18 protein-coding genes and 2 rRNA genes are annotated in these 25893 nt (G+C 68.1%); 14 read left to right on the top strand and 6 right to left on the bottom strand.

Annotated elements, in window-relative coordinates:
• Window positions 1-14 precede the first annotated feature (14 nt).
• From OHN19_RS18325 to radA, 3 genes are all read right to left on the bottom strand, one after another.
• Window positions 15-1514, bottom strand: a complete 1500-nt coding sequence (locus OHN19_RS18325; protein WP_330265214.1) for an FG-GAP and VCBS repeat-containing protein — start codon at window positions 1512-1514, stop codon at window positions 15-17.
• 180 nt (window positions 1515-1694) lie between these two features.
• Entirely contained in the window at window positions 1695-2819 is a 1125-nt protein-coding gene (gene disA / locus OHN19_RS18320) for a DNA integrity scanning diadenylate cyclase DisA (RefSeq protein ID WP_123762311.1), read from the bottom strand.
• Window positions 2820-2900: 81 nt separating this feature from the next.
• Window positions 2901-4310: a DNA repair protein RadA gene (gene radA, locus OHN19_RS18315; protein ID WP_053853352.1), complete on the bottom strand. Its 1410-nt coding sequence runs from the start codon at window positions 4308-4310 to the stop codon at window positions 2901-2903.
• A 206-nt stretch (window positions 4311-4516) separates the two neighbouring features.
• Here radA and OHN19_RS18310 point away from each other — a divergent pair, with 206 nt between their 5' ends.
• Window positions 4517-6205 carry a BACON domain-containing protein gene (locus OHN19_RS18310; protein ID WP_330265213.1) on the top strand — a complete coding sequence of 563 codons (1689 nt, stop codon included), beginning with the start codon at window positions 4517-4519 and terminating at the stop codon, window positions 6203-6205.
• Between the two features lie 102 nt (window positions 6206-6307).
• Here OHN19_RS18310 and OHN19_RS18305 read toward each other — a convergent pair whose 3' ends face one another.
• The gene (locus OHN19_RS18305) at window positions 6308-7198 is read right to left on the bottom strand and encodes a hypothetical protein (protein WP_330265212.1); all 891 of its coding nucleotides are present in this window, start codon (window positions 7196-7198) and stop codon (window positions 6308-6310) included.
• 71 nt (window positions 7199-7269) lie between these two features.
• On the opposite strand from OHN19_RS18305, the gene OHN19_RS18300 reads away from it, so the two are divergent.
• The 4 genes from OHN19_RS18300 to ilvD all read left to right on the top strand — a co-directional run bounded on the left by OHN19_RS18300 (window position 7270) and on the right by ilvD (window position 11739).
• Window positions 7270-8211, top strand: a complete 942-nt coding sequence (locus OHN19_RS18300; protein ID WP_330265211.1) for a Ppx/GppA phosphatase family protein — start codon at window positions 7270-7272, stop codon at window positions 8209-8211.
• A 140-nt stretch (window positions 8212-8351) separates the two neighbouring features.
• Window positions 8352-9176 (top strand): sugar phosphate isomerase/epimerase, encoded by an 825-nt coding sequence (locus tag OHN19_RS18295; RefSeq protein WP_330265210.1) that lies wholly within the window; start codon window positions 8352-8354, stop codon window positions 9174-9176.
• A complete protein-coding gene (locus OHN19_RS18290) occupies window positions 9173-9784 on the top strand; it encodes a TetR/AcrR family transcriptional regulator (protein ID WP_330265209.1) in 612 nt (203 codons plus the stop codon). Before OHN19_RS18295 ends, OHN19_RS18290 begins: the two co-directional genes overlap by 4 nt.
• A gap of 101 nt (window positions 9785-9885) precedes the next feature.
• Window positions 9886-11739 carry a dihydroxy-acid dehydratase gene (ilvD, locus tag OHN19_RS18285; RefSeq protein WP_141206328.1) on the top strand — a complete coding sequence of 618 codons (1854 nt, stop codon included), beginning with the start codon at window positions 9886-9888 and terminating at the stop codon, window positions 11737-11739.
• Between the two features lie 64 nt (window positions 11740-11803).
• Here the strand turns inward: ilvD and OHN19_RS18280 are convergent, their stop codons facing one another.
• A complete protein-coding gene (locus OHN19_RS18280; protein WP_330265208.1) occupies window positions 11804-13900 on the bottom strand; it encodes a serine/threonine-protein kinase in 2097 nt (698 codons plus the stop codon).
• Window positions 13901-14082: 182 nt separating this feature from the next.
• Between OHN19_RS18280 and OHN19_RS18275 the strand changes: the two genes are divergently transcribed.
• From OHN19_RS18275 to proC, 7 genes are all read left to right on the top strand, one after another.
• A complete protein-coding gene (locus OHN19_RS18275; protein ID WP_330265207.1) occupies window positions 14083-14397 on the top strand; it encodes an SH3 domain-containing protein in 315 nt (104 codons plus the stop codon).
• 134 nt (window positions 14398-14531) lie between these two features.
• On the top strand, window positions 14532-14765 hold the full coding sequence (locus tag OHN19_RS18270) for a peptidase (protein WP_330265206.1): 234 nt from the start codon (window positions 14532-14534) through the stop codon (window positions 14763-14765).
• A 44-nt stretch (window positions 14766-14809) separates the two neighbouring features.
• Entirely contained in the window at window positions 14810-15322 is a 513-nt protein-coding gene (locus OHN19_RS18265) for an EamA/RhaT family transporter (RefSeq protein ID WP_330265205.1), read from the top strand.
• Between the two features lie 102 nt (window positions 15323-15424).
• Complete coding sequence (locus tag OHN19_RS18260) at window positions 15425-16201, top strand: class I SAM-dependent methyltransferase (protein ID WP_330265204.1); 777 nt, start codon at window positions 15425-15427, stop codon at window positions 16199-16201.
• A gap of 271 nt (window positions 16202-16472) precedes the next feature.
• The gene (locus OHN19_RS18255; RefSeq protein WP_330265203.1) at window positions 16473-17285 is read left to right on the top strand and encodes an ABC transporter ATP-binding protein; all 813 of its coding nucleotides are present in this window, start codon (window positions 16473-16475) and stop codon (window positions 17283-17285) included.
• Window positions 17282-18073 carry an ABC transporter permease gene (locus OHN19_RS18250; protein ID WP_330265202.1) on the top strand — a complete coding sequence of 264 codons (792 nt, stop codon included), beginning with the start codon at window positions 17282-17284 and terminating at the stop codon, window positions 18071-18073. The genes OHN19_RS18255 and OHN19_RS18250 overlap by 4 nt, the downstream gene beginning before the upstream one ends.
• A gap of 92 nt (window positions 18074-18165) precedes the next feature.
• Window positions 18166-18978: a pyrroline-5-carboxylate reductase gene (gene proC / locus OHN19_RS18245; RefSeq protein ID WP_330265201.1), complete on the top strand. Its 813-nt coding sequence runs from the start codon at window positions 18166-18168 to the stop codon at window positions 18976-18978.
• 63 nt (window positions 18979-19041) lie between these two features.
• On the opposite strand, the gene trpS is transcribed toward proC, so the two are convergent.
• Window positions 19042-20070, bottom strand: a complete 1029-nt coding sequence (gene trpS, locus OHN19_RS18240) for a tryptophan--tRNA ligase (RefSeq protein ID WP_330265200.1) — start codon at window positions 20068-20070, stop codon at window positions 19042-19044.
• Window positions 20071-20908: 838 nt separating this feature from the next.
• On the opposite strand from trpS, the gene OHN19_RS18235 reads away from it, so the two are divergent.
• Window positions 20909-22434, top strand: a 16S ribosomal RNA gene (locus tag OHN19_RS18235).
• A gap of 312 nt (window positions 22435-22746) precedes the next feature.
• Window positions 22747-25869: ribosomal RNA gene (locus OHN19_RS18230) — 23S ribosomal RNA — on the top strand.
• The 16S and 23S rRNA genes sit together here, the layout of an rRNA operon.
• The last annotated feature ends 24 nt before the right edge of the window (window positions 25870-25893 follow it).

Raw genomic sequence — 25893 nt, 5'->3', positions numbered from 1 at the left:
CGTCGCAGCCGGTCCTAGTCGGCGAAGAGCGCGCCGAACTGGGGGGTGCCCGAGGTGGAGACGCCCACCGCGGTCACGGACAGGGCCCGGGAGCCCGTCGTGCCGATCTTCGTGCCGGTGGAGGGCAGGTAGGTCACCGCTCCGTCGCCGCCGTCCTCGTACGACCCGATGACCAGGTCGGCCTTGCCGTCGCCGTTGACGTCGTCCAGCTTGACGTCGGCACCGAACAGGTCGTTCTTCTCGGAGGTGCCGGGGACGCCCGTCGTGTTCTGCTCGAAGGACTGGAGGCCGGTGGAGGTGTTGACGCCGCTCGCCGAGCCGTACAGGACGGTGACCATGCCGGCGTTGGCGACGCTGCCGAGGTCCTCGCTCGGGGTGGAGACGACCAGGTCCTGGTAGCCGTCGCCGTTCACGTCGCCCAGGTCCAGGTCCCAGCCGAAGCCGTCGCCCTTCTCCGAACTGCCGGGCACATTGCCGGTGTTCTGCGTGATGCCGGTGGTCGAGGCGGGGCCCGACGCGGAGCCGTAGGTGATGCTGACCTTGCCGCCGTTCGCCGCGTCGGGGATGGTCTGGCCGTCGTCGGTGGTGGCGTCCCAGTCGGCGCCGGTGACGATGTCGCCGTAACCGTCGCCGTTGATGTCGCCGATCCCGGTGACGATGCCCGGCTTGAGGGTCTTGACGTCGGCGACGCTCAGGCCGTTCGCGGTGCCGGGCACGTAGTAGTTGGTGTTCCAGCCGTTCTCCGTCTGCGTCTCGAAGCCGTCGACCACCAGGTCGGTGCGGCCGTCGCCGTTCACGTCGCCGGCGGTGAGGTGCTCAGGGCCGTACGGGAAATCGGCCGAACCGGGCGCGATCGGCGGCTTGATGGTGTAGCGGCCGCCGGGCTGGCCGGTGGAGCTGCTGAAGCCGCCCTTGTAGACGTAGAGCGTCGCGGACGAACTGCCGACGGCCAGGTCGGCCTTGCCGTCGCCGTCGAAGTCGCCGGCGGCCAGGGCCAGGCCCCAGTTGTCGTGCGAGGAGACGGCCGGGTCCGGTACGTCGCTCGCCTTGCCGGTGAGGCCGCTCGCCGAGCCCCACAGGATCGCGAGGGCGCCGCCGTCGGTGTCGGTGCCGACCTTCTCGTACGGCGAGGCCACGGCGAGGTCGTCGTAGCCGTCATCGTTGAAGTCGGCGTACGCCGTCGCGCCGCCGAACAGGTCGCCGGTCTCGGCGCTGCCGGGCACGGTGCCGGAGTTCTGGCTGAGGACCGAGCGCTTGGCCGAGGTGATGCCGTTGCCCTTGCTGCCGTAGAGGGCGACGACCTGGCCGGCGTTGGCGTGGCCGCTGACGGAGGCGCCGGGGGCCGAGGCCACCTCGTCCCCGATGCCGTCGCCGTTGAAGTCGGCCTTCGCGACCTTGAACGAGTCGGCGGCGGTGGCCGTGGTCACCGAGACCGTGAGCAGACCGCCCGTCAGCGCGGCAGCGGCGGCCGTCGCGAGGGCGAGTCGCAGGCTCGGGTGGGTTATGCGGTGCATGCGGGGTTCTCCTGCGGCATGCGGGGGATGCCTGGCGGGCATCCGCGTCGATGGGGGGCGAACCATCCGTGTTTGCCGGGATTTGTCTTCCGGGACACGGGCGGTTGGCGAACAGGAGACGTCCGGTGGGGCCCGAGGGTTGTATGAGGTACCGGTGTTCTACAGCTTTTTGGCGGGGCTTTACACGTACCGCTCCAGGATCGAGCTCTCCGCGAGGCGCGACAGGCCCTCCCGGACGCTCCTCGCCCTGGCCTCGCCCACTCCGTCGACCGTCTGCAGGTCGTCCACGCTGGCCGCGAGGAGCTTCTGGAGGCCGCCGAAGTGCTCCACCAGGCGGTCGATGATCGCGCCGGGCAGGCGGGGGACCTTGGCCAGCAGGCGGAAGCCCCGGGGGGAGACCGCGGAGTCGAGGGACTCGGGGGAGCCGGTGTAGCCCAGGGCGCGGGCCACGGTGGTGAGTTCGAGGAGCTCCGCGTGGGTCAGGACGTTCAGTTCGTACAGTGCCTCGTCGACCGTGCGGGAGCGCTTCGCGGTGGGCTCGGGGACGTAGTCCCGCACGACCAGCTCGCGCTCCGGCTCCACGCCCGCGATCAGCTCGTCGAGCTGGAGGGCCAGGAGGCGGCCGTCGGTGCCGAGTTCGACGACGTACTCGGCGATCTCGGTGGCGATACGGCGGACCATCTCCAGGCGCTGGGCCACCGCCGAGACGTCCCGGACCGTCACCAGGTCCTCGATCTCCAGCGCGGAGAGGGTGCCCGCGACCTCGTCCAGGCGCAGCTTGTAGCGCTCCAGGGTCGCCAGCGCCTGGTTCGCGCGGGACAGGATCGCCGCCGAGTCCTCCAGGACCCGGCGCTGGCCGTCGACGTACAGGGCGATCAGGCGCATCGACTGGGAGACCGAGACCACCGGGAAGCCGACCTGCTTGCTCACGCGGTCCGCGGTGCGGTGCCGGGTGCCGGTCTCCTCCGTCGGGATCGTGGCGTCGGGTACGAACTGCACGCCCGCCCGCAGGATCTTCGACAGGTCGGAGGAGAGCACGATGCCGCCGTCCAGCTTGCACAGCTCACGCAGTCGCGTGGCCGCGAACTCGACGTCCAGGACGAAACCGCCCGTGCACATCGTCTCCACGGTCTTGTCGAAGCCCAGCACGATGAGTCCGCCGGTGTTGCCGCGCAGCACCCGCTCAAGGCCGTCGCGCAGGGCGGTGCCGGGGGCCACGGCGCTCAGGGAGGCGCGCATCAGGCCATCGGAACCGGCACTCCCACCGGACTTTCCGGGAGCTGCTGCCCGGTCGTTGGCTGCCACTGCTCTCCTCCGGTCGCGGGGTCTGGGACGCTCCCGTGTCGCACATTCGGTTCGTACGGACGGGCGAGACCAGGGCAAAGTCTACCGGCGGTCCTCCGCGTCCCGTGGGGCCTCTCGCCGACGCGAGCGCGGAAGGACCCTCAGGGCGTCCCCTATGTCCGCGACTTCCAGGACCTTCATGCCGGCCGGGACCTTGCCCGGATCGCCCGGAACGAGCGCGTGCGTGAAGCCCAGACGGTGTGCCTCGGAGAGCCTGCGCTGCACGCCCGTGACCCTTCTGACCTCGCCCGCGAGGCCCACTTCGCCGATCGCGACGAGGTTCTTGGGCAGCGGGGTGTCACTGGCCGCGGACGCCAGGGCGAGGGCCACCGCCAGGTCGGCGGCGGGTTCCGAAAGCTTTACGCCACCCACAGTCGCGGAATAGATGTCCCGCTTGCCGAGCGCGCTGATCCGGCCGCGCTGCTCCAGGACGGCGAGCATCATCGAGACCCGGGAGGTCTCCAGGCCCGAGGTGGTGCGCCGGGGCGAGGGGATCTGCGAGTCGACGGTGAGCGCCTGCACTTCGGCCACCAGGGGGCGGCGGCCCTCCAGGGTGACGGTGAGACAGGTTCCGGGTACCGGTTCGTCACGACGTGTCAGGAAAAGTCCGCTCGGGTCGGCGAGGCCCGTGATGCCCTCGTCGTGCAGCTCGAAGCAGCCGACCTCGTCGGTGGCGCCGTAGCGGTTCTTGACGCCGCGTACGAGCCTCAGGCGCGCGTGCCGGTCGCCCTCGAAGCTCAGGACCACGTCCACGAGGTGTTCGAGGAGCCGCGGTCCGGCGATCGCGCCGTCCTTGGTGACATGGCCCACCAGGAGGGTGGACATCCCGCGCTCCTTGGACGCCCGGATCAGCGCCCCGGCAACCTCGCGCACCTGGGCCATGCCACCGGGGGCGCCGTCGATCTCGGGGGAGGCCACCGTCTGCACCGAGTCGAGGATCAGCAGCGACGGCTTCACCGCGTCCAGATGTCCGAGGACGGCGGACAGGTCGGTCTCGGCGGCGAGATACAGGTGGTCGTCGATCGCGCCGATGCGGTCGGCGCGCAGCCGGACCTGGCTCGCGGACTCCTCGCCGGTCACGTAGAGGGTGCGGTGCTCGTCGCTCGCCGACTTGGCCGCCACGTCCAGCAGCAGCGTGGACTTGCCGACGCCGGGCTCGCCCGCGAGGAGCACCACCGCGCCGGGCACGAGACCGCCGCCGAGCACCCGGTCCAGCTCGGGCACGCCGGTGGAGCGGGCGGTGGCCTGGCGGCCGTCGACCTGGCCGATGGGCACGGCGGAGGTGGTGACACGGCCGGGGGTCGTCGTACGCACCGCGGGCGCGCCGTACTCCTCGATCGTGCCCCAGGCCTGGCACTCGGGGCAGCGGCCGAGCCACTTGGCCGTCTGCCAGCCGCACTCGGTGCAGCGGTAGGACGGACGCTCCTTGGCGGACTTCGTACGGGTGGCCATGCACGAACCGTAACGGCCGCCACTGACAACACCTCGTCCGCCCGACCGCCGGCCCGACCCTTCGTGCGGGAACCGGCCATGTCACGCCGGGAACGAGCCACGGAATCCGAGGTTCCTGTCCCCTATTGAGGGATCGTTTCACCCGTACGGAGTAAAAGTGCTCAAGGTGCAGGAAGGGGCCATCTTCCGCCCCCTACGGTCCACGGATGATGAGCAGCACTCCGGAGACCTCGACCCGCACCACCGGCGCGCACCGGGCGCAACGGGAGGAGCGCGACCGCGGTGCCGCGCGCACGCTGGCGCAGCGGCCGCCCGCGCGCTACGAGCCGTATCTGGACGGCCTGTTCACCTACTGCCTGTCGGTGCTGTGCGACCACGACACGGCCACCGCCGCCCTCGGTGACGTCCTCGCGCTCGCCGAGAAGCGCGGCGGCCCCGACGCGGCCGGCGACCGCAGGGCCTGGCTGTACGCGCTGGCCCGCTGGGCCTGTCTGCGCAAGCTGGCCGAGGCCAAGCAGAAACGTCAGGCCACCCACGCGGCAGGGCGTCACGGACCCTCCCACAAGGCCACCGAACCCCCGGTCGCCGAAGCCGTCCTGGAGGAGCGGCGCCGTGAACTGGCCCAGCTGGCCTGGCCGGAGGCGGCCGGTACGACCCCCGAGCAGCGCGAGGCGCTCGAACTCGCCGTACGCCACCACCTCGCCGCCCACGAGGTCGCCGCCGTCCTCGGCATGGACCTCGCCGGCGCCCGCGAACTGCTGGCCTCCGCCGCCTGCGAGGTCGAGCGCACACGCGCGGCCCTCGCCGTCGTCGAGACCGGCGACTGCCCGGGCGTGGCCCGGCTCACCGGCGACAACCAGTTCGTGCTCAGCTCCGCCCTGCGCCGCGAACTCGTCCGCCATGTCGACGACTGCCCCCGCTGCCGCCGCAGCGCCGAGCGCGCGATCCCCGGCCGCTGGCCCGGCGCCATGACCACACCCGCCGAACTGCCCGTGCTCGAAGCCCCGCGCGCGGCCCTGCACATGGCGGTCGCGCACCATCCACGCGCGCGTGGGGCCGCCGTGCCCCGCTTCGACCGGCGCGGGTTCCCGATGGACCCCAAGGACCGCGCGGCCCGCCGCGACCGCCTCCGCGCGCGTGCCGTCACCACGACCGTCGTCGCGACCGTGGTCGCCGCGCCTGTGCTCGCGCTGTGGGCCGCGTACCGGGGAGGGCCCGCGGAGGGCGCCGACGGTCACTCCGCCACCGCCAGCGAGGCGCACGGCCCCGGCAGCCTGGACGGCGAGACCGCCAGCGGCGGCTACCAGAACGCGGGCAACGCGTCCGCGAAGCCCGGCCCCCGCTTCACCAAGGACGGCCGGCCCGACGTCTCCGTGGAGGTCGTCAGCGTCGCCGGGGCCGGCAAGAAGGGCGCCGGGCACCTGGAGGTGGCCGCCGGCAACAGCGGCGACACCACCCTGATCACCCTCACCGCGACCGGTGCCGCCCCGGTCCGCTGGTCGGCCACCACCGGCGCCCCCTGGCTCTACCTCAGCCAGTCCTCGGGAACCCTGAAACCCGGCCAGTCGTTGACGATCAAGGTGTACGTCGACCATCTGCGCGAGCCGTCCGGCCCCTGGAGCGCGCGCGTGGCGATCGCACCGGCCGGCGCGGTGGTCACCATCCAGGGCTACGGCACCGCGCCCACCCCGACCGGCCCCGGCAGGCCGACCCCGTCCCCGACCGCGCCGGGCCCCAGCCCCACGACCTCGGCCCCCTCGAATCCCACCCCCAGCGACCCGCCGACCTCACCCCCGACCCCGGACCCCACTCCGACGGACCCGTCCCCCTCCGACCCGCCGACCTCGACACCGTCGCCGACGCCGAGCGACGAACCGAGCGCATCGTCGTCGTAGCCCATGAGGGAGGGGCGAGGAGGGCGGTGGCGCATCGCGGGGAGGCCGGGGCGCAGGATCGGACCCTGTGCCCCCGGCGCCCGCCCCGAGCTCAGTCGGCGCTCAGTCGGCCGGAGCCGGGTCCGCCGGATGCGGTGCCAGCAGGGGCAGCTGGGACGCCAGTCGCTCCTCGCACAGCTCCACGAGACGGTCGTAGCCCGCCTTGCCCATCAGCTCGATCAGCTCGGGGCGGTAGGACACGTACACCGGGTCGCCGGCACCGTGGGCCGAGGTCGCCGAGGTGCACCACCAGTGCAGGTCGTGGCCGCCAGGGCCCCAGCCGCGCCGGTCGTACTCGCCGATCGAGACCTGGAGCACCCGGGTGTCGTCGGGCCGGTCGATCCAGTCGTACGTCCGCCGCACCGGCAGCTGCCAGCAGACGTCCGGCTTGGTCTCCAGCGGCTCGCGGCCCTCCCGCAGCGCCAGGATGTGCAGCGAGCAGCCCTGGCCGCCCGCGAAGCCGGGCCGGTTCTGGAAGATGCACGAGCCCTGGAAGGGCCGGGTCTGGCGGTCGCCGTCCTCGTCCTCCGAGACCCAGCCGCCCCGCAGGCCCTCGTCGTGGTGCTGCCAGATGTCCGGAGTGAGTCGCGCCACATGCTCGGCGACCCGCTTCTCGTCGTCCTCGTCGGAGAAGTGGGCACCCAACGTGCAGCACCCGTCGTCCGCGCGCCCCGCCTGGATGCCCTGGCAGCCGCTGCCGAAGATGCAGTTCCAACGGGAGGTCAGCCATGTCAGATCGCACCGGAAGACCTGCTCGTCGTCCGCCGGATCCGGGAACTCCACCCACGCGCGCGCGAAGTCGAGCCCCTTCTCGTCGGCCGCCAGCGCCTGCCTGGCCTTCTTCGACAGCTTCGCCGGCTTCGACTGCCGCGTCGGCTTTACCGGCTTCACCGGCGAAGAACCGTCGGCAGATGTGGCCGCTTTGTCGTCCTTCACCTTTTTCGTCTTTGGCACGCGTCCAGGGTAAGTCGCCCGAGACCCCTCCGGAGACAGTCGAACACCCTGCTGGCAGTAGCGTTCCCTACATGAGACTCGGTGTCCTCGACGTGGGATCGAACACGGTGCACCTCCTGGTGGTGGACGCGCACCCCGGCGCACGCCCCCTTCCCGCGCACTCGCACAAGGCCGAACTGCGCCTTGCCCAACTCCTCGACGAGGCCGGTGCGATCGGCCCCGAGGGTGTCGAGAAACTCGTCTCGGTCGTCAAGGACGCGCTCCAGGCCGCCGAGGACAAGGGCGTCGAGGACCTGCTCCCGTTCGCCACCTCCGCCGTCCGCGAGGCCAGCAACGCCGACGACGTCCTCGCGCGCGTGCGGGCCGAGACCGGCGTCGAGCTCCAGGTGCTCACCGGCGCCGAGGAGGCCCGCCTCACCTTCCTCGCCGCCCGCCGCTGGTTCGGCTGGTCGGCGGGCAAGCTCCTGGTCCTCGACATCGGCGGCGGCTCCCTGGAGATCGCCTACGGCATCGACGAGGAACCGGACGCGGCGGTCTCCCTCCCGCTCGGCGCGGGCCGCCTCACCGCCGGCTGGCTCCCCGGCGACCCCCCGGACCCGGACGACATACGGGCCCTACGGCGGCACGTGCGCGCCCAGATCGCCCGTACGGTCGGCGAGTTCGCCCGCTTCGGCGCCCCCGACCACGTCGTCGCCACGTCCAAGACCTTCAAGCAGCTGGCCCGCCTGGCGGGCGCCGCCCGCTCCGCGGAGGGCCTCTACGTCCAGCGCGAACTCAAGCGCGAGTCCCTGGAGGCCTGGGTCCCGAGACTGGCCGGCATGACGACGGAGCAACGTTCGGAGCTGCCGGGCGTCTCGGAGGGCCGGGCGAACCAGCTCCTGGCGGGAGCGCTGGTGGCCGAGGGCGCGATGGATCTTTTCGGAGTGGAAACGGTCGAAATCTGCCCCTGGGCTCTCAGGGAGGGCGTCATCCTGCGTCGACTTGACCACATGGGTTCAGTGGAGGGTTTGTAAGGGGCGCGGGGCTGTATCGATCTGCGGCTCCGCCGCGGGGCGCGACCAGCCCCCACGCACCTGAACTCGCCCCGTGGCAAACACCACAACGGCGAATAGGCGCCCCGTCCCACCCCGGCGGAAGCCGTAGGCTGACCGTCGTGGCAGAACCAGTCGTACGGATCCCGGATGCGAAGGTCGCCCTCTCGACGGCCTCCGTCTACCCGGAGTCGACGGCGACGGCCTTCGAGATCGCCGCACGCCTCGGCTACGACGGCGTCGAGGTCATGGTGTGGACCGACCCGGTCAGCCAGGACATCGAGGCCCTGCGCCGCCTCTCCGACTACCACGGGATCCCCATCCTCGCCGTGCACGCCCCCTGCCTGCTCATCACGCAGCGCGTGTGGTCCACCGACCCCTGGGTCAAGCTCCAGCGCGCCCAGGCGGCCGCCGAGAAGCTGGGCGCGAGCACGGTCGTCGTGCATCCGCCGTTCCGCTGGCAGCGCCAGTACGCCCGCGACTTCGTCAGCGGGATCTGGCGCATGGCGAACGAGACGGACGTACGGTTCGCCGTCGAGAACATGTACCCCTGGCGCTACCGCGACCGCGAGATGCTCGCCTACGCCCCCGACTGGGACGTCACCAAGGACGACTACCGGCACTTCACGATCGACCTCAGCCACGCGGCGACCTCCCGGGTCGACGCGCTGGAGATGGTCGACCGGATGGGGGACCGGCTCGGCCACGTCCACCTCGCCGACGGCAAGGGGTCCGCCAAGGACGAGCACCTGGTGCCGGGGCGCGGCGGCCAGCCCTGCGCCGAGCTGCTGGAACGCCTCGCGCTGTCCGGCTTCGACGGCCATGTCGTCATCGAGGTCAACACCCGGCGCGCGATGTCCGGCGCCGAACGTGAGGCCGACCTCGCCGAGGCCCTGGCCTTCACCCGCCTCCACCTGGCCTCCCCGGTGAAGGTGCCCCGGCCGTGAGCGACGTCACAGCCCGGAAGCGCGGCCGACCCCGTCGTACGGAATCCGACGCGGCCGGCACCCGCGACCGGATCCTGGTCGCGGCGCGCGAGGAGTTCTCCGAGCGGGGCTACGAGAAGACGTCCGTGCGCGGTATCGCCAAGGCCGCCGGGGTCGACTCGGCGCTGGTGCACCACTACTTCGGCACCAAGGAGCAGGTCTTCGAGGCGGCCGTGGAGGTCGCCGCGGCCCCGGCCCTGGGCGCGCGGGACGCTGTCGTCGAGGGTCCGCTGGAGGACGTGGGGGAGCGGTTCACCCGCTTCATCTTCGGGGTCTGGGAGAACCCGGCGACGCGCATGCCGCTCCTGGCGGTCGTCCGCTCCGCCGTGAACAACGAGACCGCGGCCCATGTCTTCCGTCGGCTCGTCGCCACCCAGCTGCTGCGTCGCATCGCCGACCAGCTGGAGCTGCCGGACGCCGAGCTGCGGGCCGAGCTGGCGGCCGCGCAACTGGTGGGTACGGCGATGCTGCGTTACGTGATCAAGGTGGAGCCGCTGGCGTCGGTGGACGTCGAGCAGATCATCGCGCGGGTGGCGCCGGTGGTGCAGAACCATCTGACCGGGCCCTGACTCCGAGACGGGCGTCCCGCATTCCGGACACCCTGTCCCGACCCCTGGATGACCGGCGTACGCTCGATAACAGCCAGAACTGTCTGAAGGAGCGAGCGACGATGCCCGAGCTGAGGTCCCGCACAGTCACCCACGGCCGCAACATGGCGGGCGCCCGCGCCCTTATGCGCGCCTCCGGTGTACCCGGTGCGGACATCGGCCGCAAGCCGATCATCGCGGTCGCCAACAGCTTCACCGAGTTCGTGCCGGGCCACACCCACCTCCAGCCGGTCGGCCGGATCGTCTCCGAGGCGATCGTCGAGGCCGGTGGCATCCCGCGCGAGTTCAACACCATCGCGGTCGACGACGGCATCGCGATGGGCCACGGCGGCATGCTCTACTCCCTGCCCTCCCGCGACCTGATCGCGGACAGCGTGGAGTACATGGTCGAGGCCCACTGCGCCGACGCCCTGATCTGCATCTCCAACTGCGACAAGATCACCCCGGGCATGCTCAACGCGGCCCTGCGCCTGAACATCCCCACGGTGTTCGTCTCCGGCGGCCCGATGGAGTCCGGCCGGGCGACCCTCGTCGACGGCACGGTCCGCACCCTCGACCTGGTCGACGCGATCTCCGACGCCGTCAACGACAAGATCTCCGACGAGGACATCCTCCGCATCGAGGAGAACGCCTGCCCGACCTGCGGCAGCTGTTCCGGCATGTTCACCGCCAACTCGATGAACTGCCTGACCGAGGCCATCGGCCTCTCCCTCCCCGGCAACGGCTCGGTCCTCGCCACGCACACGGCTCGCAAGCAGCTGTACGTCGACGCGGCCAACACCGTCATGGACATCACCCGGCGCTACTACGAGCAGGACGACGAGACGGTCCTGCCGCGCAACGTCGCCACCTTCGCGGCGTTCGAGAACGCCATGGCGCTCGACATCGCCATGGGCGGCTCCACCAACACGATCCTGCACCTGCTGGCGGCGGCCCAGGAGGCGGGCGTCCCCTTCGGCCTGGAGGAGATCAACGAGGTCTCGCGCCGGGTCCCCTGCCTCGCCAAGGTCGCCCCGAACGTCGCGAAGAACCGCACGTACTACATGGAGGACGTGCACCGCGCCGGCGGCATCCCGGCCCTCCTCGGCGAGCTGCACCGCGCGGGCCTGCTCAACGAGGACGTGCACTCGGTCCACAGCCCCTCCCTCGCGGACTGGCTGAAGACCTGGGACGTCCGCGGCGGCTCCCCGTCCCCGAAGGCCGTCGAGCTGTGGCACGCGGCCCCGGGCTGCGTCCGCTCCGCGGAGGCCTTCTCGCAGTCCGAGCGCTGGGAGGCGCTGGACGAGGACGCGGCCGAGGGCTGCATCCGCTCGGCCGAGCACGCCTACTCCAAGGACGGCGGCCTCGCGGTCCTCAAGGGCAACCTCGCGGTCGACGGCTGTGTCGTGAAGACGGCCGGCGTGGACGAGTCGATCTGGCGCTTCGAGGGCCCGGCGGTGGTCTGCGAGTCGCAGGAGGAGGCCGTCCAGAAGATCCTCACCCAGCAGGTCAAGGAGGGCGACGTCGTCGTCATCCGCTACGAGGGCCCCAAGGGCGGCCCCGGCATGCAGGAGATGCTCTACCCGACCTCGTACCTGAAGGGCCGCGGCCTCGGCAAGGCCTGCGCCCTGGTCACCGACGGCCGCTTCTCCGGCGGCACCTCCGGCCTGTCCATCGGCCACGCCTCCCCTGAGGCGGCCGCGGGCGGCACCATCGCCCTGGTCGAGGACGGCGACCGCATCCGGATCGACATCCCGGCCCGCACGATCGAGCTCCTGGTCGACGACGAGGAACTGGCCCGTCGCGACGCCGCTCTCGGTGGCGTCTACGCCCCGAAGAACCGTGAGCGCAAGGTCTCGGCGGCCCTGCGGGCGTACGCGGCGATGGCCACGAGCGCGGACAAGGGCGCGGTGCGGGACGTGTCGAAGCTGGGGTGACCACCCCCTCGCGGGAACCTCGGGCCGTCCCTGCGGGGGCGGCCCTTCCTCGTTGCCCGGCGGGCTACCAGGTGGAGGGGTCGCGGGCGTCCACGGCGAAGACGGTGCCGTCGGGGGCGGTGGCGTAGACGTGGTCGTCGGCGAGAGCGGGCCGGGGCAGCGTGGCGATCACGTCGCCGTTGTTCGCTTCGAGCCGTGCCTGGGTCTGCCCGGCGAGCGTTCCCTTGCGAGCGTCCACGGCGAGCAGCCGCCCGTCGGAAGCGGTGACGAAGACGTGGCTGCCGTCGGAGACCGGGACTGACCCCCGGCTCAGGAACGTCTCCAGGTGCCACAACTGTCGGCTCGTGTCGACGTCGATGGCCTCCAGGGATCCGCCCGTGGCCAGCACATAGACGACACCGTCGTGCACAGCGGCCTCGGCGCCCTGCCGAGCCACGGGCAGAGCCACCTTCCGGGTTGCTCCGGACCCGGGGGTGTAACGGACGACGGCTTTGGCGTAGTCGAAAACCTGGTCGACCGAGAGGAAGAAGACGGACCCGTCCTCGGAGCCGATCGGCGTCAGAGCGCCGTCGAGGCGCTCGTCCCATCGCACATCGCCCGTCGTCACGTCCATGGCGGTGACCCGAGTACTCGACTCGTCGACGGACGTGCTCGTCACGTACAGCAGCGGGTCGTTGGGGAACGTGAAGAACGACGGTGTGGCGTGGCCGGGTGTCTCCTTGCTCCACTTGGTGTCGCCGGTCGAGCTGTCCATACCGGTCACCGTCCCGTCCGTGCCGACGACCAGGAGCATGCCGCCGGCCGACCAGATGCCGTTGTACGCCGGCACGTTCCGCTGCCAGCTCGCCCGGCCCGACGCGGGATCGAGCGCCTCCAGGTGAGTGCCGTAGTCGGCCAACGGCTGCACGAGACCGCCGGACAGGGCAGGGGGGACGCTCCAGCGGTCCGTATCGGCCGAGTGGCGCCACAGCAGGCTGCCGTCGGACGGGTCGAGGGCGTAGACCGACCCCGCGCGGACGCAGAAGAGTTTCCCCGCACCGTAGGAGCACCGAGGCGTGCCCTTGCCCCCGGCCTCGGGCTTCGCCGTCCAGGCACGGAACGCGGTCGCCCTGGCCTGCGGTGTACTGGTGCCCTTCGACGCGGGCTGTTCATCACCGAGCAGTTGGATTGAAGCGAACACACCGCCCGCGACCAGGACGAGCGCTCCGCCGACGAACAGCATGCTCCGGCGCAGGCGTCGCCTGGGCCGTCGTACCGGTTCCTGAACCTTCTGCTCGGGTTCCGGCACGTCACCCGTGCGCTGCGCCGGTATGAACGCCTGCGTGTCGTACGAGGCCGCCACCGACCGCAGTTCCCGCATCAACTCGTCTGGCGTCGGCCGGTCCTCGGGCTCCTTGGCGAGACACCGCACGATGAGCGGCGCGAGGTTCTCCGGTACGCCTGTCAGATCCGGCTCGTCGTGCACGACCTGGTAGGCGACGACATACGGACTGTCGGAGTCGAACGGCCCACGCCCGGTCGCCGCATGCACCATCACCGATCCGAGCGCGAAGATGTCGGCCGCAGGGCCCACCTCCCTCGGCCGCCGGAACTGCTCCGGCGCCATGAACGGCGGCGTCCCGATCAACTTCCCTGTCTCGGTGCGAAGTTCACTGTCCTTTGGCCGAGAAATACCGAAGTCGATGACCTTCGGCCCGTCCTCGGCGAGCAGCACATTGCTCGGCTTGAGATCCCGGTGGACCACCCCGACCCGATGGATGTCGCGCAGCGCCTCGGCGAGCCCGGCCATCAGCCGACGCAACTGGGCCGGCGGCATGGGCCCGTTCCGCTTCACCTCGTCGGAGAGCGTCGGCCCGGGAATGAACAGCGTGGCCATCCAGGGCCGTCCGGCATCCGGATCGGCATCCACGACGGACGCCGTGAACGCCCCGCTCACCTTCCGCGCCGCTGCCACCTCCTGCCGGAAACGTCCTCTGAACTCGGGATCCCTGGCGAACTGAGCGTGGACGACCTTCACCGCGAGCTTCATCCCCGAGGTGCTGCGCGCGACGTGCACGACACCCATCCCACCGGACCCCAGGCAGGACTCCAGGCGGTAGTGACCGGCGTACTCGGGAAGTTCCGCTTCCGCGCCCGCTCCGGTGTTGCCCTGTGGCGCCATGGAACCACCCCCGTGCTGATCGTCCGCGCGCGCGACGCACGGAGCCTAGTCGATGACTCGTACGGGACAGAGGCGGCTTGCTAGTCTCCGCGTGCGAGTTGCGTACATGTGTTTCATGGCGTGATTTGGGGGAATCAACGGGACCCCATGGCAGTCATGGGGACCAACGGGGGAGGATTTTCATGTCTGTTGACCGCGCCGAAGAAGTCGAAGGCAGCGAGAGTGTCGCGACGGCGGCCGCCGCGGCCGTGCACTACTACTCGGTCGCACCGGGCTACCGCCTCAACGTCCGCCGCGGCCCCGGCACGCAGTACGGCATCGTCCGCGTCCTGCCCGAGGGCGCACAGGTCGCGATCTACTGCCAGACGCCGGGAACCTCGGTGGTCGGCCCTTACGGCACCTCGAACATCTGGGACAACATCGCCAACGGCGAGTTCGTCTCGGACGCCTATGTCCTCACCGGCAGCGACGGCTACGTAGCCTCGCGCTGCGGCTGATCTCGGCACCTTTTCGGCGGGATCCACCAGTGACATCCCTGAAACGCAGATCCGTCATGGTCGCAGGCCTCACCGGCGCCCTCCTCATGGTGGGCGCCGCGGTAAGCGAGGCCGCGTCGGTGCGCTACTAGGCGGTGGCTCCCGGCTACCGGCTGAACGTCCGCAGCGGGCCCGGAACCGTCTACAGCCTCGTCCGTGTCCTGCCGGAGGGTGCCATGGTCCCGATCTACTGCCAGACGCCGGGTTCGACGGTCACCGGTCCGTACGGCACGTCGAACATCTGGGACAACATCAGCAACGGTCAGTACGTTTCCGACGCATATGTCAACACCGGTAGCGACGGCTACGTGGCCGACCGCTGCTCCTGATCCCCGAAGGGAGCCCGCCCCCGTCCCGGAGCCATAATCGTCCCGTGAGCGACGAACCCGGCACCCAGGACACCCCAGCGGGCTCCCCCGAGGTCGGCGGCCCCCGCCCCGAACCGATCCGCTTCTTCGGCACGACCTGGCTGCACCACGACAACGGCTACGCTTTCCGCCGCGTGGGCGCCGCCGCGGGCTCCCTCGCCGCCGCCGTCACCTCCTGTTTGATCCTCCGCTTCGCCTACGAGGGCCTCCAGATCGCCGACACCGGCAGCTTCGTGACCGTCCTCGTCATCGCGATGTTCGCCATCTGCAGCGCGCTGGCGTTCCGCAACACGTGGGACGGTTTCGCCAAGCGCCCCGACCCCGACCGCCAGGCTTCCCTTCGCGGCCTGCTCGCCATCGGGTTCGTGGGATCTCTCCTCGCGTACTTCTTCCGCTCCCTCATGGAGGCACCGGGGGAGCGACTCCATCGCGAGGAGTACGAGACGGCGCTGAGGGAGTACGAGAAGCGGAGCGCCCGCCGCACGGGGAACCCGTCCAAGAAGAAGCGTCGCCGCTGAGAGTGCGGTAGTTGTCGTCGGGCGACAGGCATCCCCTGACCCGAGTCCGACTCTCACCGAAAACTCATCGCACTCCACCCCCACCCCGGCCACGATGGCCCCATGACGGCTTCCTCCCACACCACCCGAGCCCACTCCTTCAACGCCGCCGCAGCCCAGTACGCCGCCAACCGCCCCTCCTACCCGCCCGCCCTCTTCGACGCGATCGAGGAACTCTCCGGCCGGGCTCTCGCCGGTTCCCGGGTCGCGGACGTCGGTGCCGGCACCGGGATAGCGACCGCGCTGCTGCACGCCCGGGGCGCCGAGGTCGTCGCGGTCGAACCCGGCGACGGCATGGCCGAGCAGTTCCGGCACCTCCACCCGGACCTGCCGATCGTCCGGGGCGACGGCAACGACCTCCCGCTCCTCACGGACTCCGTCGACTTCGTGACCTACGCCCAGTCCTGGCACTGGACCGACACCGCCCGAGCGGTCCCGGAAGCCGTGCGGGTACTGCGGCCGGGCGGAGCACTGGTGCTGTGGTGGAACACCTACGCCCTCGACGTCCCGTGGATCGCCGGCCAGGTCGGCCGGGTCGCCGAGCACTTCAGGGACTACGGCGCCAACCCGGCCGCCGAGGTGAACGGCGCCGCCTCCCGCTCCACCCTGGCCGACCCCAGCGGCCGACTGGACTTCGCCCACCGGGTGGTCCGCTGGAGCCGCCGCGTACCCCTGGACACCCACCTCGCGAACATCGGCAGCCACTCGATCTTCCTGGTGGCCGGTGAGGAACACACCGGCGTCTTCCTCACCGAGGAGCGGCGCATCCTGCAAGAGGTCTTCCCGGACGGCACCGTCGAGGAGACCTACGACGTCGAACTACTGGTCGCCACCACCTGACCCCCTGCGCAGCGGCCCACCCCCCAGGACCAGGGCCGCCGCGCACACCTGACCAACATCCCGGACCCGAGCTTCGGCAGGCCCGGTACGCGGCATGCCGCAACACCCGTACGTCGATTCCCGCCTCCCAGGATCGGCCCGGAACCATCACCCGAGCCTGAGCTGCACCAGCCCTGCGCCGACAACAAGCCCACGCCACTCCACGCCCACGCCCGCGCCATCCCGTGCACCGCGCTTGACGAGCCCCCACACCGAGAGCATTATTCATCGCATGATGAATAAAGTGCCGGACCCGCCCGGCCCCGGAGACACCGGCCCCACCGACAAGGCCGTCCACGCTCGCGACCTCACCGTCGTCCGAGGCCCCCGTACCGTCCTGCGCGACCTCGCCTTCGACGTCCCCCGCGGCCAGATCACCGGCCTCCTCGGCCCCTCCGGCTGCGGCAAATCCACCCTGATGCGCTCCATCGTCGGCACCCAGGCCAAGGTCACCGGCACCCTCGACGTCCTCGGCCGGCCCGCAGGCCACCCCACCCTCCGCACCCGCATCGGCTACGTCACCCAGGCCCCCTCCGTCTACGACGACCTCACCGTCCGCCAGAACCTCGACTACTTCGCCGCGATCCTCGACCCCGGCCGCGCCGCCGCCGACCGCCGCCGCTCCGACGTCACCCAGGCCATCACCGACGTCGACCTCACCACCCACGCCGACTCCCTCGCCGGCAACCTCTCCGGCGGCCAGCGCAGCCGCGTCTCCCTCGCCGTCGCCCTCCTCGGCACCCCAGAACTCCTCGTCCTAGACGAACCCACCGTCGGCCTCGACCCCGTCCTGCGCCGCGACCTCTGGGAGCTCTTCCACGACATCGCCGCCCGCCGCGGCGCCACCCTCCTCATCTCCTCCCACGTCATGGACGAGGCCGAGCGCTGCCACCGCCTCCTCCTCATGCGCCAGGGCGAGATCCTCGCCGACGACACCCCCGAGGCCCTCCGCACCCGCACGAACTCCGACACGGTCGAGGCCGCCTTCCTCCACCTGGTCGACCAGGCCGTCGAGGCAAGCCGCACCAAGGAGCCCACGCGATGACCACGACCACCACACCCACGGCCCGCCCCGCGCCCGCCCCCACCAGCGCCCTCAGCCTCCCCCGCACCACCGCCACCGCCGCCCGGGTCCTGCGCCAACTCCGCCACGACCCGCGCACCATCGCGATGCTGATCCTCATTCCCTGCGTGATGCTCCTTCTGCTGCGCTACGTCTTCGACGGCAGCCCCCGCACCTTCGACGGCATCGGCGCCTCTCTCCTCGGGATCTTCCCGCTGATCACGATGTTCCTGGTCACCTCCATCGCCACCCTGCGCGAACGCACCTCCGGCACCCTCGAACGCCTCCTCGCCATGCCGCTCGGCAAAGGCGACCTCATCGCCGGCTACGCCCTCGCCTTCGGCACCCTCGCGATCATCCAGTCCGCCCTCGCGACCGGCCTCGCCGTCTGGGCCCTCGGCCTCGACGTCATCGGCAGCCCCTGGCTCCTGCTGCTCGTCGCCCTGCTCGACGCGTTGCTCGGCACCGCCCTCGGCCTGTTCGTCTCGGCCTTCGCGGCCTCCGAGTTCCAGGCCGTCCAGTTCATGCCGGCCGTGATCTTCCCCCAGCTCCTCCTCTGCGGCCTGTTCACCCCGCGCGACAACATGCACCCCGTCCTGGAGGCCATCTCCGACGTCCTGCCCATGTCCTACGCCGTCGACGGCATGAACGAGGTCCTCAGGCACACCGACATGACGGCGACCTTCGTACGGGACGTGCTGATCGTGGCCGGCTGCGCCCTGCTGGTCCTGTGCCTGGGAGCAGCGACCCTGAGGCGCAGGACCGCCTAGGCCGACGGAGTGCCCGCCCGCAGGCCCCCGCCCACGTCCCGCCCACCGGACAGCCGCCCTGTCCCTCTCGACCCGGTGCCAGACTGAACCGCATGAGCCAGAAAGTCGCAGTCCTCGGCACCGGCAAGATCGGCGAAGCCCTGCTCAGCGGAATGATCCGCGCCGGCTGGGCCCCGGCCGACCTCCTGGTCACCGCCCGCCGCCAGGAGCGGGCCGAAGAACTCCGCACCCGCTACGGAGTCACCCCGGTCACCAACCCGGAAGCCGCCAAGACCGCCGACACCCTGATCCTCACGGTCAAACCACAGGACATGGGCACCCTCCTCGACGAACTCGCCCCGCACGTCCCCGCCGACCGCCTGATCATCAGCGGCGCCGCCGGTATCCCCACCTCCTTCTTCGAGGAGCGCCTCGCCAACGGCACCCCGGTCGTCCGCGTCATGACCAACACCCCCGCCCTGGTCGACGAGGCCATGTCCGTCATCTCCGCCGGCACCCACGCCACCGCCGACCACCTCGCCCACACCGAGGAGATCTTCGGCGCCGTCGGCAAGACGCTCCGCGTCCCCGAGTCCCAGCAGGACGCCTGCACCGCCCTCTCCGGCTCCGGACCGGCGTACTTCTTCTACCTGGTCGAAGCCATGACGGACGCCGGCATCCTGCTCGGCCTGCCCCGCGACAAGGCCCACGACCTGATCGTCCAGTCCGCCATCGGCGCCGCGACGATGCTCCGCGACAGCGGCGAACACCCGGTGAAGCTCCGCGAGAACGTCACCTCCCCCGCGGGCACCACCATCAACGCCATCCGCGAACTCGAGAACCACGGCGTCCGAGCCGCCCTCATCGCCGCCCTCGAAGCCGCCCGCGACCGCAGCCGTCAGCTGGCCTCCGGCAACAACAGCTGACCGCCCCCCTCACAGCCGCCCCTCCTACACGGGGGCGGCACGCGGACACCGCCGACCGCCCGGCTACAGGGCCGCCGCACTCACCGAGATACCACTCGCCGCCGGCAACAGCCCGATCGCGCGATAAGCGGAATCCACGGTCGGCCGCGCCATCGCCCGCGCCTTCTCCGCGCCATCCCGCAGCACCCCCTCCACATAGCCAGGATCCGCGCACAACTCCTTGTGCCTCTCCTGCACGGGCCTCAAGACCTCCACCACGGCCTCGGCGGTGTCCTTCTTCAAGGCGCCGTACGACTCATATACACCGCTCAGCTCCGATGGGTTCCCACCCGTGCAGGACGCGAGGATCTCCAGCAGATTCGCCAGCCCCGGCCGAGCCTCCCGGTCGTACACCACATCCCGTCCGCTGTCGGTCACGGCCCGCATGACCTTCCTCCGCACGACTTCCGGCTCGTCGAGCAGATAGACGATGCCGGGCCCGGAGTCGTCGGACTTCCCCATCTTCGACAGTGGCTCCTGAAGGTTCATGACCCGCGCGCCCACCTTCGGCACGGTGGCCCGAGGCACCACGAACGTGTAGCCGTACCGCTGGTTGAACCGCACAGCCAGATCCCGCGTCAGCTCCACATGCTGAGCCTGGTCGTCCCCGACCGGCACCTCGTCGGCCCCGTACGCCAGGATGTCCGCCGCCATCAGCACGGGATACGTCAGCAGCGACAGCCGCACGCTCCCACCCCGAGCCCGCTCCCGGGCGGCCTTCTCCTTGTACTGGATCATCCGCCGCATCTCGCCGTCCGTGGCCACGCACTCCAGCACGTACGACAGCCGCGCGTGCTCGTCGACATGGCTCTGGACGAACACGGTGCACAGCTCGGGATCCAGTCCCGCCGCGAGCAACAACGTCGCCGCCTGCCTACTCAGCCGACGCACCCGCGCCGGATCATGGTCGACGGTGAGGGCGTGCAGGTCGACGATGCAGAACAGCGACTCCGCCTGGTGCTGATCGACCGTGGCCCACTGCCGCATGGCTCCTAGGTAGTTCCCCAGCGTCAGATGCCCCGTCGGCTTGACCCCGCTGAACACCCGCGTCATCTCTCCACCTCCTGGTCGAGACCGCCGTCCCCGGCCGGCCGACCCTCAGGACCTCTGGAGGGAGAAACGAGAACGGCCGCCGAGGCGGCGGCCGTTGAGTGCATACGTGCTTACGGCCGCCGTCAGGCGGCCCACCACTGCTGGGTGCACGTACGCGTCGTCATGGCAGCCAGAGTACGCCTCCGGTCCCGGCTCCGTACCTGAGTTGACACTCCCCAGCCCGGTACGTAGTGTTCTCCGAGTTGTCCGACGTGAGCGCCGACTCCGGTCGGTCCCCGGACAGCCATTCCGCAAGTACCAGCCAACAAACGACGACAGTCGCTCTGTCTGCCGTCGCTGTATTGGCGTGCGTATTCGCGAAATGAGGAATCCGCGTTCGAAAGGGCGCAGGCCCCCGATTAGCTCGGGAGCCGGGAATCCGCTAAAGTCTCACTCGTCGGAACGGCCCAACAGCCGGGAAGACAAGCCCCGCTGACCGGGGATCAGGCCCGAAAGGATCTGATAGAGTCGGAATCGCCGGAAAGGGAAACGCGGAAGCGGGAACCTGGAAAGCACCGAGGAAATCGGAGCCGGAAACGGTCTGATAGAGTCGGAAAAGCAAGACCGAAGGGAAAAGCCCGGAGGAAAGCCCGAGAGGGTGAGTACAAAGGAAGCGTCCGTTCCTTGAGAACTCAACAGCGTGCCAAAAATCAACGCCAGATATGTTGATACCCCGTCTCCGGTCATTCGGCTGGGACGAGGTTCCTTTGAAAAAACACAGCGAGGACGCTGTGAGCGATCGCCTTATTCCGGCGGTCGCTCCGCTCTCGTGATGTGTGCACCCGATTACGGGTAAACATTCACGGAGAGTTTGATCCTGGCTCAGGACGAACGCTGGCGGCGTGCTTAACACATGCAAGTCGAACGATGAACCACTTCGGTGGGGATTAGTGGCGAACGGGTGAGTAACACGTGGGCAATCTGCCCTTCACTCTGGGACAAGCCCTGGAAACGGGGTCTAATACCGGATACCACTCGCACGGGCATCTGTGCGGGTTGAAAGCTCCGGCGGTGAAGGATGAGCCCGCGGCCTATCAGCTTGTTGGTGAGGTAACGGCTCACCAAGGCGACGACGGGTAGCCGGCCTGAGAGGGCGACCGGCCACACTGGGACTGAGACACGGCCCAGACTCCTACGGGAGGCAGCAGTGGGGAATATTGCACAATGGGCGCAAGCCTGATGCAGCGACGCCGCGTGAGGGATGACGGCCTTCGGGTTGTAAACCTCTTTCAGCAGGGAAGAAGCGCAAGTGACGGTACCTGCAGAAGAAGCGCCGGCTAACTACGTGCCAGCAGCCGCGGTAATACGTAGGGCGCAAGCGTTGTCCGGAATTATTGGGCGTAAAGAGCTCGTAGGCGGCTTGTCACGTCGGGTGTGAAAGCCCGGGGCTTAACCCCGGGTCTGCATTCGATACGGGCAGGCTAGAGTGTGGTAGGGGAGATCGGAATTCCTGGTGTAGCGGTGAAATGCGCAGATATCAGGAGGAACACCGGTGGCGAAGGCGGATCTCTGGGCCATTACTGACGCTGAGGAGCGAAAGCGTGGGGAGCGAACAGGATTAGATACCCTGGTAGTCCACGCCGTAAACGGTGGGAACTAGGTGTTGGCGACATTCCACGTCGTCGGTGCCGCAGCTAACGCATTAAGTTCCCCGCCTGGGGAGTACGGCCGCAAGGCTAAAACTCAAAGGAATTGACGGGGGCCCGCACAAGCAGCGGAGCATGTGGCTTAATTCGACGCAACGCGAAGAACCTTACCAAGGCTTGACATACACCGGAAAGCATTAGAGATAGTGCCCCCCTTGTGGTCGGTGTACAGGTGGTGCATGGCTGTCGTCAGCTCGTGTCGTGAGATGTTGGGTTAAGTCCCGCAACGAGCGCAACCCTTGTCCTGTGTTGCCAGCGTGCCCTTCGGGGTGACGGGGACTCACAGGAGACCGCCGGGGTCAACTCGGAGGAAGGTGGGGACGACGTCAAGTCATCATGCCCCTTATGTCTTGGGCTGCACACGTGCTACAATGGCAGGTACAATGAGCTGCGATACCGTGAGGTGGAGCGAATCTCAAAAAGCCTGTCTCAGTTCGGATTGGGGTCTGCAACTCGACCCCATGAAGTCGGAGTTGCTAGTAATCGCAGATCAGCATTGCTGCGGTGAATACGTTCCCGGGCCTTGTACACACCGCCCGTCACGTCACGAAAGTCGGTAACACCCGAAGCCGGTGGCCCAACCCCTTGTGGGAGGGAGCTGTCGAAGGTGGGACTGGCGATTGGGACGAAGTCGTAACAAGGTAGCCGTACCGGAAGGTGCGGCTGGATCACCTCCTTTCTAAGGAGCACTTCTTACCGAGTTCGCTCGGTCAGAGGCCAGTACATCAGCGAATGTCTGATGCTGGTTGCTCATGGGTGGAACGTTGATTATTCGGCCTGGTTCACGGGTCGGAGGCTGCAAGTACTGCTCCTTTGGAGCGTGGAACGCATGATCTCCGGACGGGATCCGGTCGGGCACGCTGTTGGGTGTCTGAGGGCACGGCCGTTTGGTCTGTCTTCGGATGCCGGCCCCAGTGAACTCCAGCTTCGGTTGGGGGTGATGGGTGGCTGGTCGTTGTTTGAGAACTGCACAGTGGACGCGAGCATCTGTGGCCAAGTTTTTAAGGGCGCACGGTGGATGCCTTGGCACCAGGAACCGATGAAGGACGTGGGAGGCCACGATAGTCCCCGGGGAGTCGTCAACCAGGCTTTGATCCGGGGGTTTCCGAATGGGGAAACCCGGCAGTCGTCATGGGCTGTCACCCGCTGCTGAACACATAGGCAGTGTGGAGGGAACGCGGGGAAGTGAAACATCTCAGTACCCGCAGGAAGAGAAAACAACCGTGATTCCGGGAGTAGTGGCGAGCGAAACCGGATGAGGCCAAACCGTATGCGTGTGAGACCCGGCAGGGGTTGCGCATGCGGGGTTGTGGGATCTCTCTTCTGTCGTCTGCCGGCGACAGGGCGAGTCAGAAACCGTTGATGTAGGCGAAGGACATGCGAAAGGTCCGGCGTAGAGGGTAAGACCCCCGTAGTCGAAACATCAGCGGCTCGTTTGAGAGACACCCAAGTAGCACGGGGCCCGAGAAATCCCGTGTGAATCTGGCGGGACCACCCGCTAAGCCTAAATATTCCCTGGTGACCGATAGCGGATAGTACCGTGAGGGAATGGTGAAAAGTACCGCGGGAGCGGAGTGAAATAGTACCTGAAACCGTGTGCCTACAAGCCGTGGGAGCGTCGGACATCAAGCTTGCTTGGTGTCTCGTGACTGCGTGCCTTTTGAAGAATGAGCCTGCGAGTTTGCGGTGTGTTGCGAGGTTAACCCGGGTGGGGTAGCCGTAGCGAAAGCGAGTCCGAATAGGGCGTTTCAGTAGCACGCTCAAGACCCGAAGCGGAGTGATCTAGCCATGGGCAGGTTGAAGCGGAGGTAAGACTTCGTGGAGGACCGAACCCACCAGGGTTGAAAACCTGGGGGATGACCTGTGGTTAGGGGTGAAAGGCCAATCAAACTCCGTGATAGCTGGTTCTCCCCGAAATGCATTTAGGTGCAGCGTCGTGTGTTTCTTGCCGGAGGTAGAGCACTGGATAGGCGATGGGCCCTACCGGGTTACTGACCTTAGCCAAACTCCGAATGCCGGTAAGTGAGAGCACGGCAGTGAGACTGTGGGGGATAAGCTCCATGGTCGAGAGGGAAACAGCCCAGAGCATCGACTAAGGCCCCTAAGCGTACGCTAAGTGGGAAAGGATGTGGAGTCGCAGAGACAACCAGGAGGTTGGCTTAGAAGCAGCCACCCTTGAAAGAGTGCGTAATAGCTCACTGGTCTAGTGATTCCGCGCCGACAATGTAGCGGGGCTCAAGCGTACCGCCGAAGTCGTGTCATTGCAGCAATACTCCCAACGGAGGCTGTGATGGGTAGGGGAGCGTCGTGTGCCGGGTGAAGCTGCGCCGGAAGGCAGTGGTGGACGGTTCACGAGTGAGAATGCAGGCATGAGTAGCGATACACACGTGGGAAACGTGTGCGCCGATTGACTAAGGGTTCCTGGGTCAAGCTGATCTGCCCAGGGTAAGTCGGGACCTAAGGCGAGGCCGACAGGCGTAGTCGATGGATAACCGGTTGATATTCCGGTACCCGCTGTGAAGCGTCAAACATCGAACCAGGCGATGCTAAGTCCGTGAAGCCGCCCCGGAGCCTTCGGGCAAAGGGGAGTGGTGGAGCCGACGAACCAGACTTGCAGTAGGTGAGTGATGGGGTGACGCAGGAAGGTAGTCCATCCCGGGCGGTGGTTGTCCCGGGGTAAGGGTGTAGGCCGTGCGATAGGCAAATCCGTCGCACATGAGGCTGAGACCTGATGCCGAGCCGATTGTGGTGAAGTGGATGATCCTATGCTGTCGAGAAAAGCCTCTAGCGAGTTTCATGGCGGCCCGTACCCTAAACCGACTCAGGTGGTCAGGTAGAGAATACCGAGGCGTTCGGGTGAACTATGGTTAAGGAACTCGGCAAAATGCCCCCGTAACTTCGGGAGAAGGGGGGCCACACCTGGTGATCCAATTTACTTGGTGAGCTGGGGGTGGCCGCAGAGACCAGCGAGAAGCGACTGTTTACTAAAAACACAGGTCCGTGCGAAGCCGTAAGGCGATGTATACGGACTGACGCCTGCCCGGTGCTGGAACGTTAAGGGGACCGGTTAGTCACATTTCGGTGTGGCGAAGCTGAGAACTTAAGCGCCAGTAAACGGCGGTGGTAACTATAACCATCCTAAGGTAGCGAAATTCCTTGTCGGGTAAGTTCCGACCTGCACGAATGGCGTAACGACTTCTCGACTGTCTCAACCATAGGTCCGGTGAAATTGCACTACGAGTAAAGATGCTCGTTTCGCGCAGCAGGACGGAAAGACCCCGGGACCTTTACTACAGTTTGATATTGGTGTTCGGTTCGGCTTGTGTAGGATAGCTGGGAGACTTTGAAACGCGGACGCCAGTTCGCGGTGAGTCGTCGTTGAAATACCAGTCTGGTCGTGCTGGATGTCTAACCTGGGTCCGTGATCCGGATCAGGGACAGTGTCTGATGGGTAGTTTAACTGGGGCGGTTGCCTCCTAAAGGGTAACGGAGGCGCCCAAAGGTTCCCTCAGCCTGGTTGGTAATCAGGTGTTGAGTGTAAGTGCACAAGGGAGCTTGACTGTGAGACCGACGGGTCGAGCAGGGACGAAAGTCGGGACTAGTGATCCGGCGGTGGCTTGTGGAAGCGCCGTCGCTCAACGGATAAAAGGTACCCCGGGGATAACAGGCTGATCTTCCCCAAGAGTCCATATCGACGGGATGGTTTGGCACCTCGATGTCGGCTCGTCGCATCCTGGGGCTGGAGTCGGTCCCAAGGGTTGGGCTGTTCGCCCATTAAAGCGGTACGCGAGCTGGGTTTAGAACGTCGTGAGACAGTTCGGTCCCTATCCGCTGCGCGCGTAGGAATATTGAGAAGGGCTGTCCCTAGTACGAGAGGACCGGGACGGACGAACCTCTGGTGTGCCAGTTGTTCTGCCAAGGGCATGGCTGGTTGGCTACGTTCGGGAGGGATAACCGCTGAAAGCATCTAAGCGGGAAGCCTGCTTCGAGATGAGTATTCCCACCCCCTTTGAGGGGTTAAGGCTCCCAGTAGACGACTGGGTTGATAGGCCGGATCTGGAAGGCGGGTAACCGCTGGAGGTGACCGGTACTAATAGGCCGAGGGCTTGTCCATATTTGCTCGCGTCCACTGTGTTAG

The sequence above is a fragment of the Streptomyces griseorubiginosus genome, assembly GCF_036345115.1.
Taxonomy (GTDB): domain Bacteria; phylum Actinomycetota; class Actinomycetes; order Streptomycetales; family Streptomycetaceae; genus Streptomyces; species Streptomyces griseorubiginosus_C.
The sequence above is the reverse complement of the archived record's forward strand: the minus strand, read 5'-3'. Positions and strand labels throughout refer to the sequence as shown.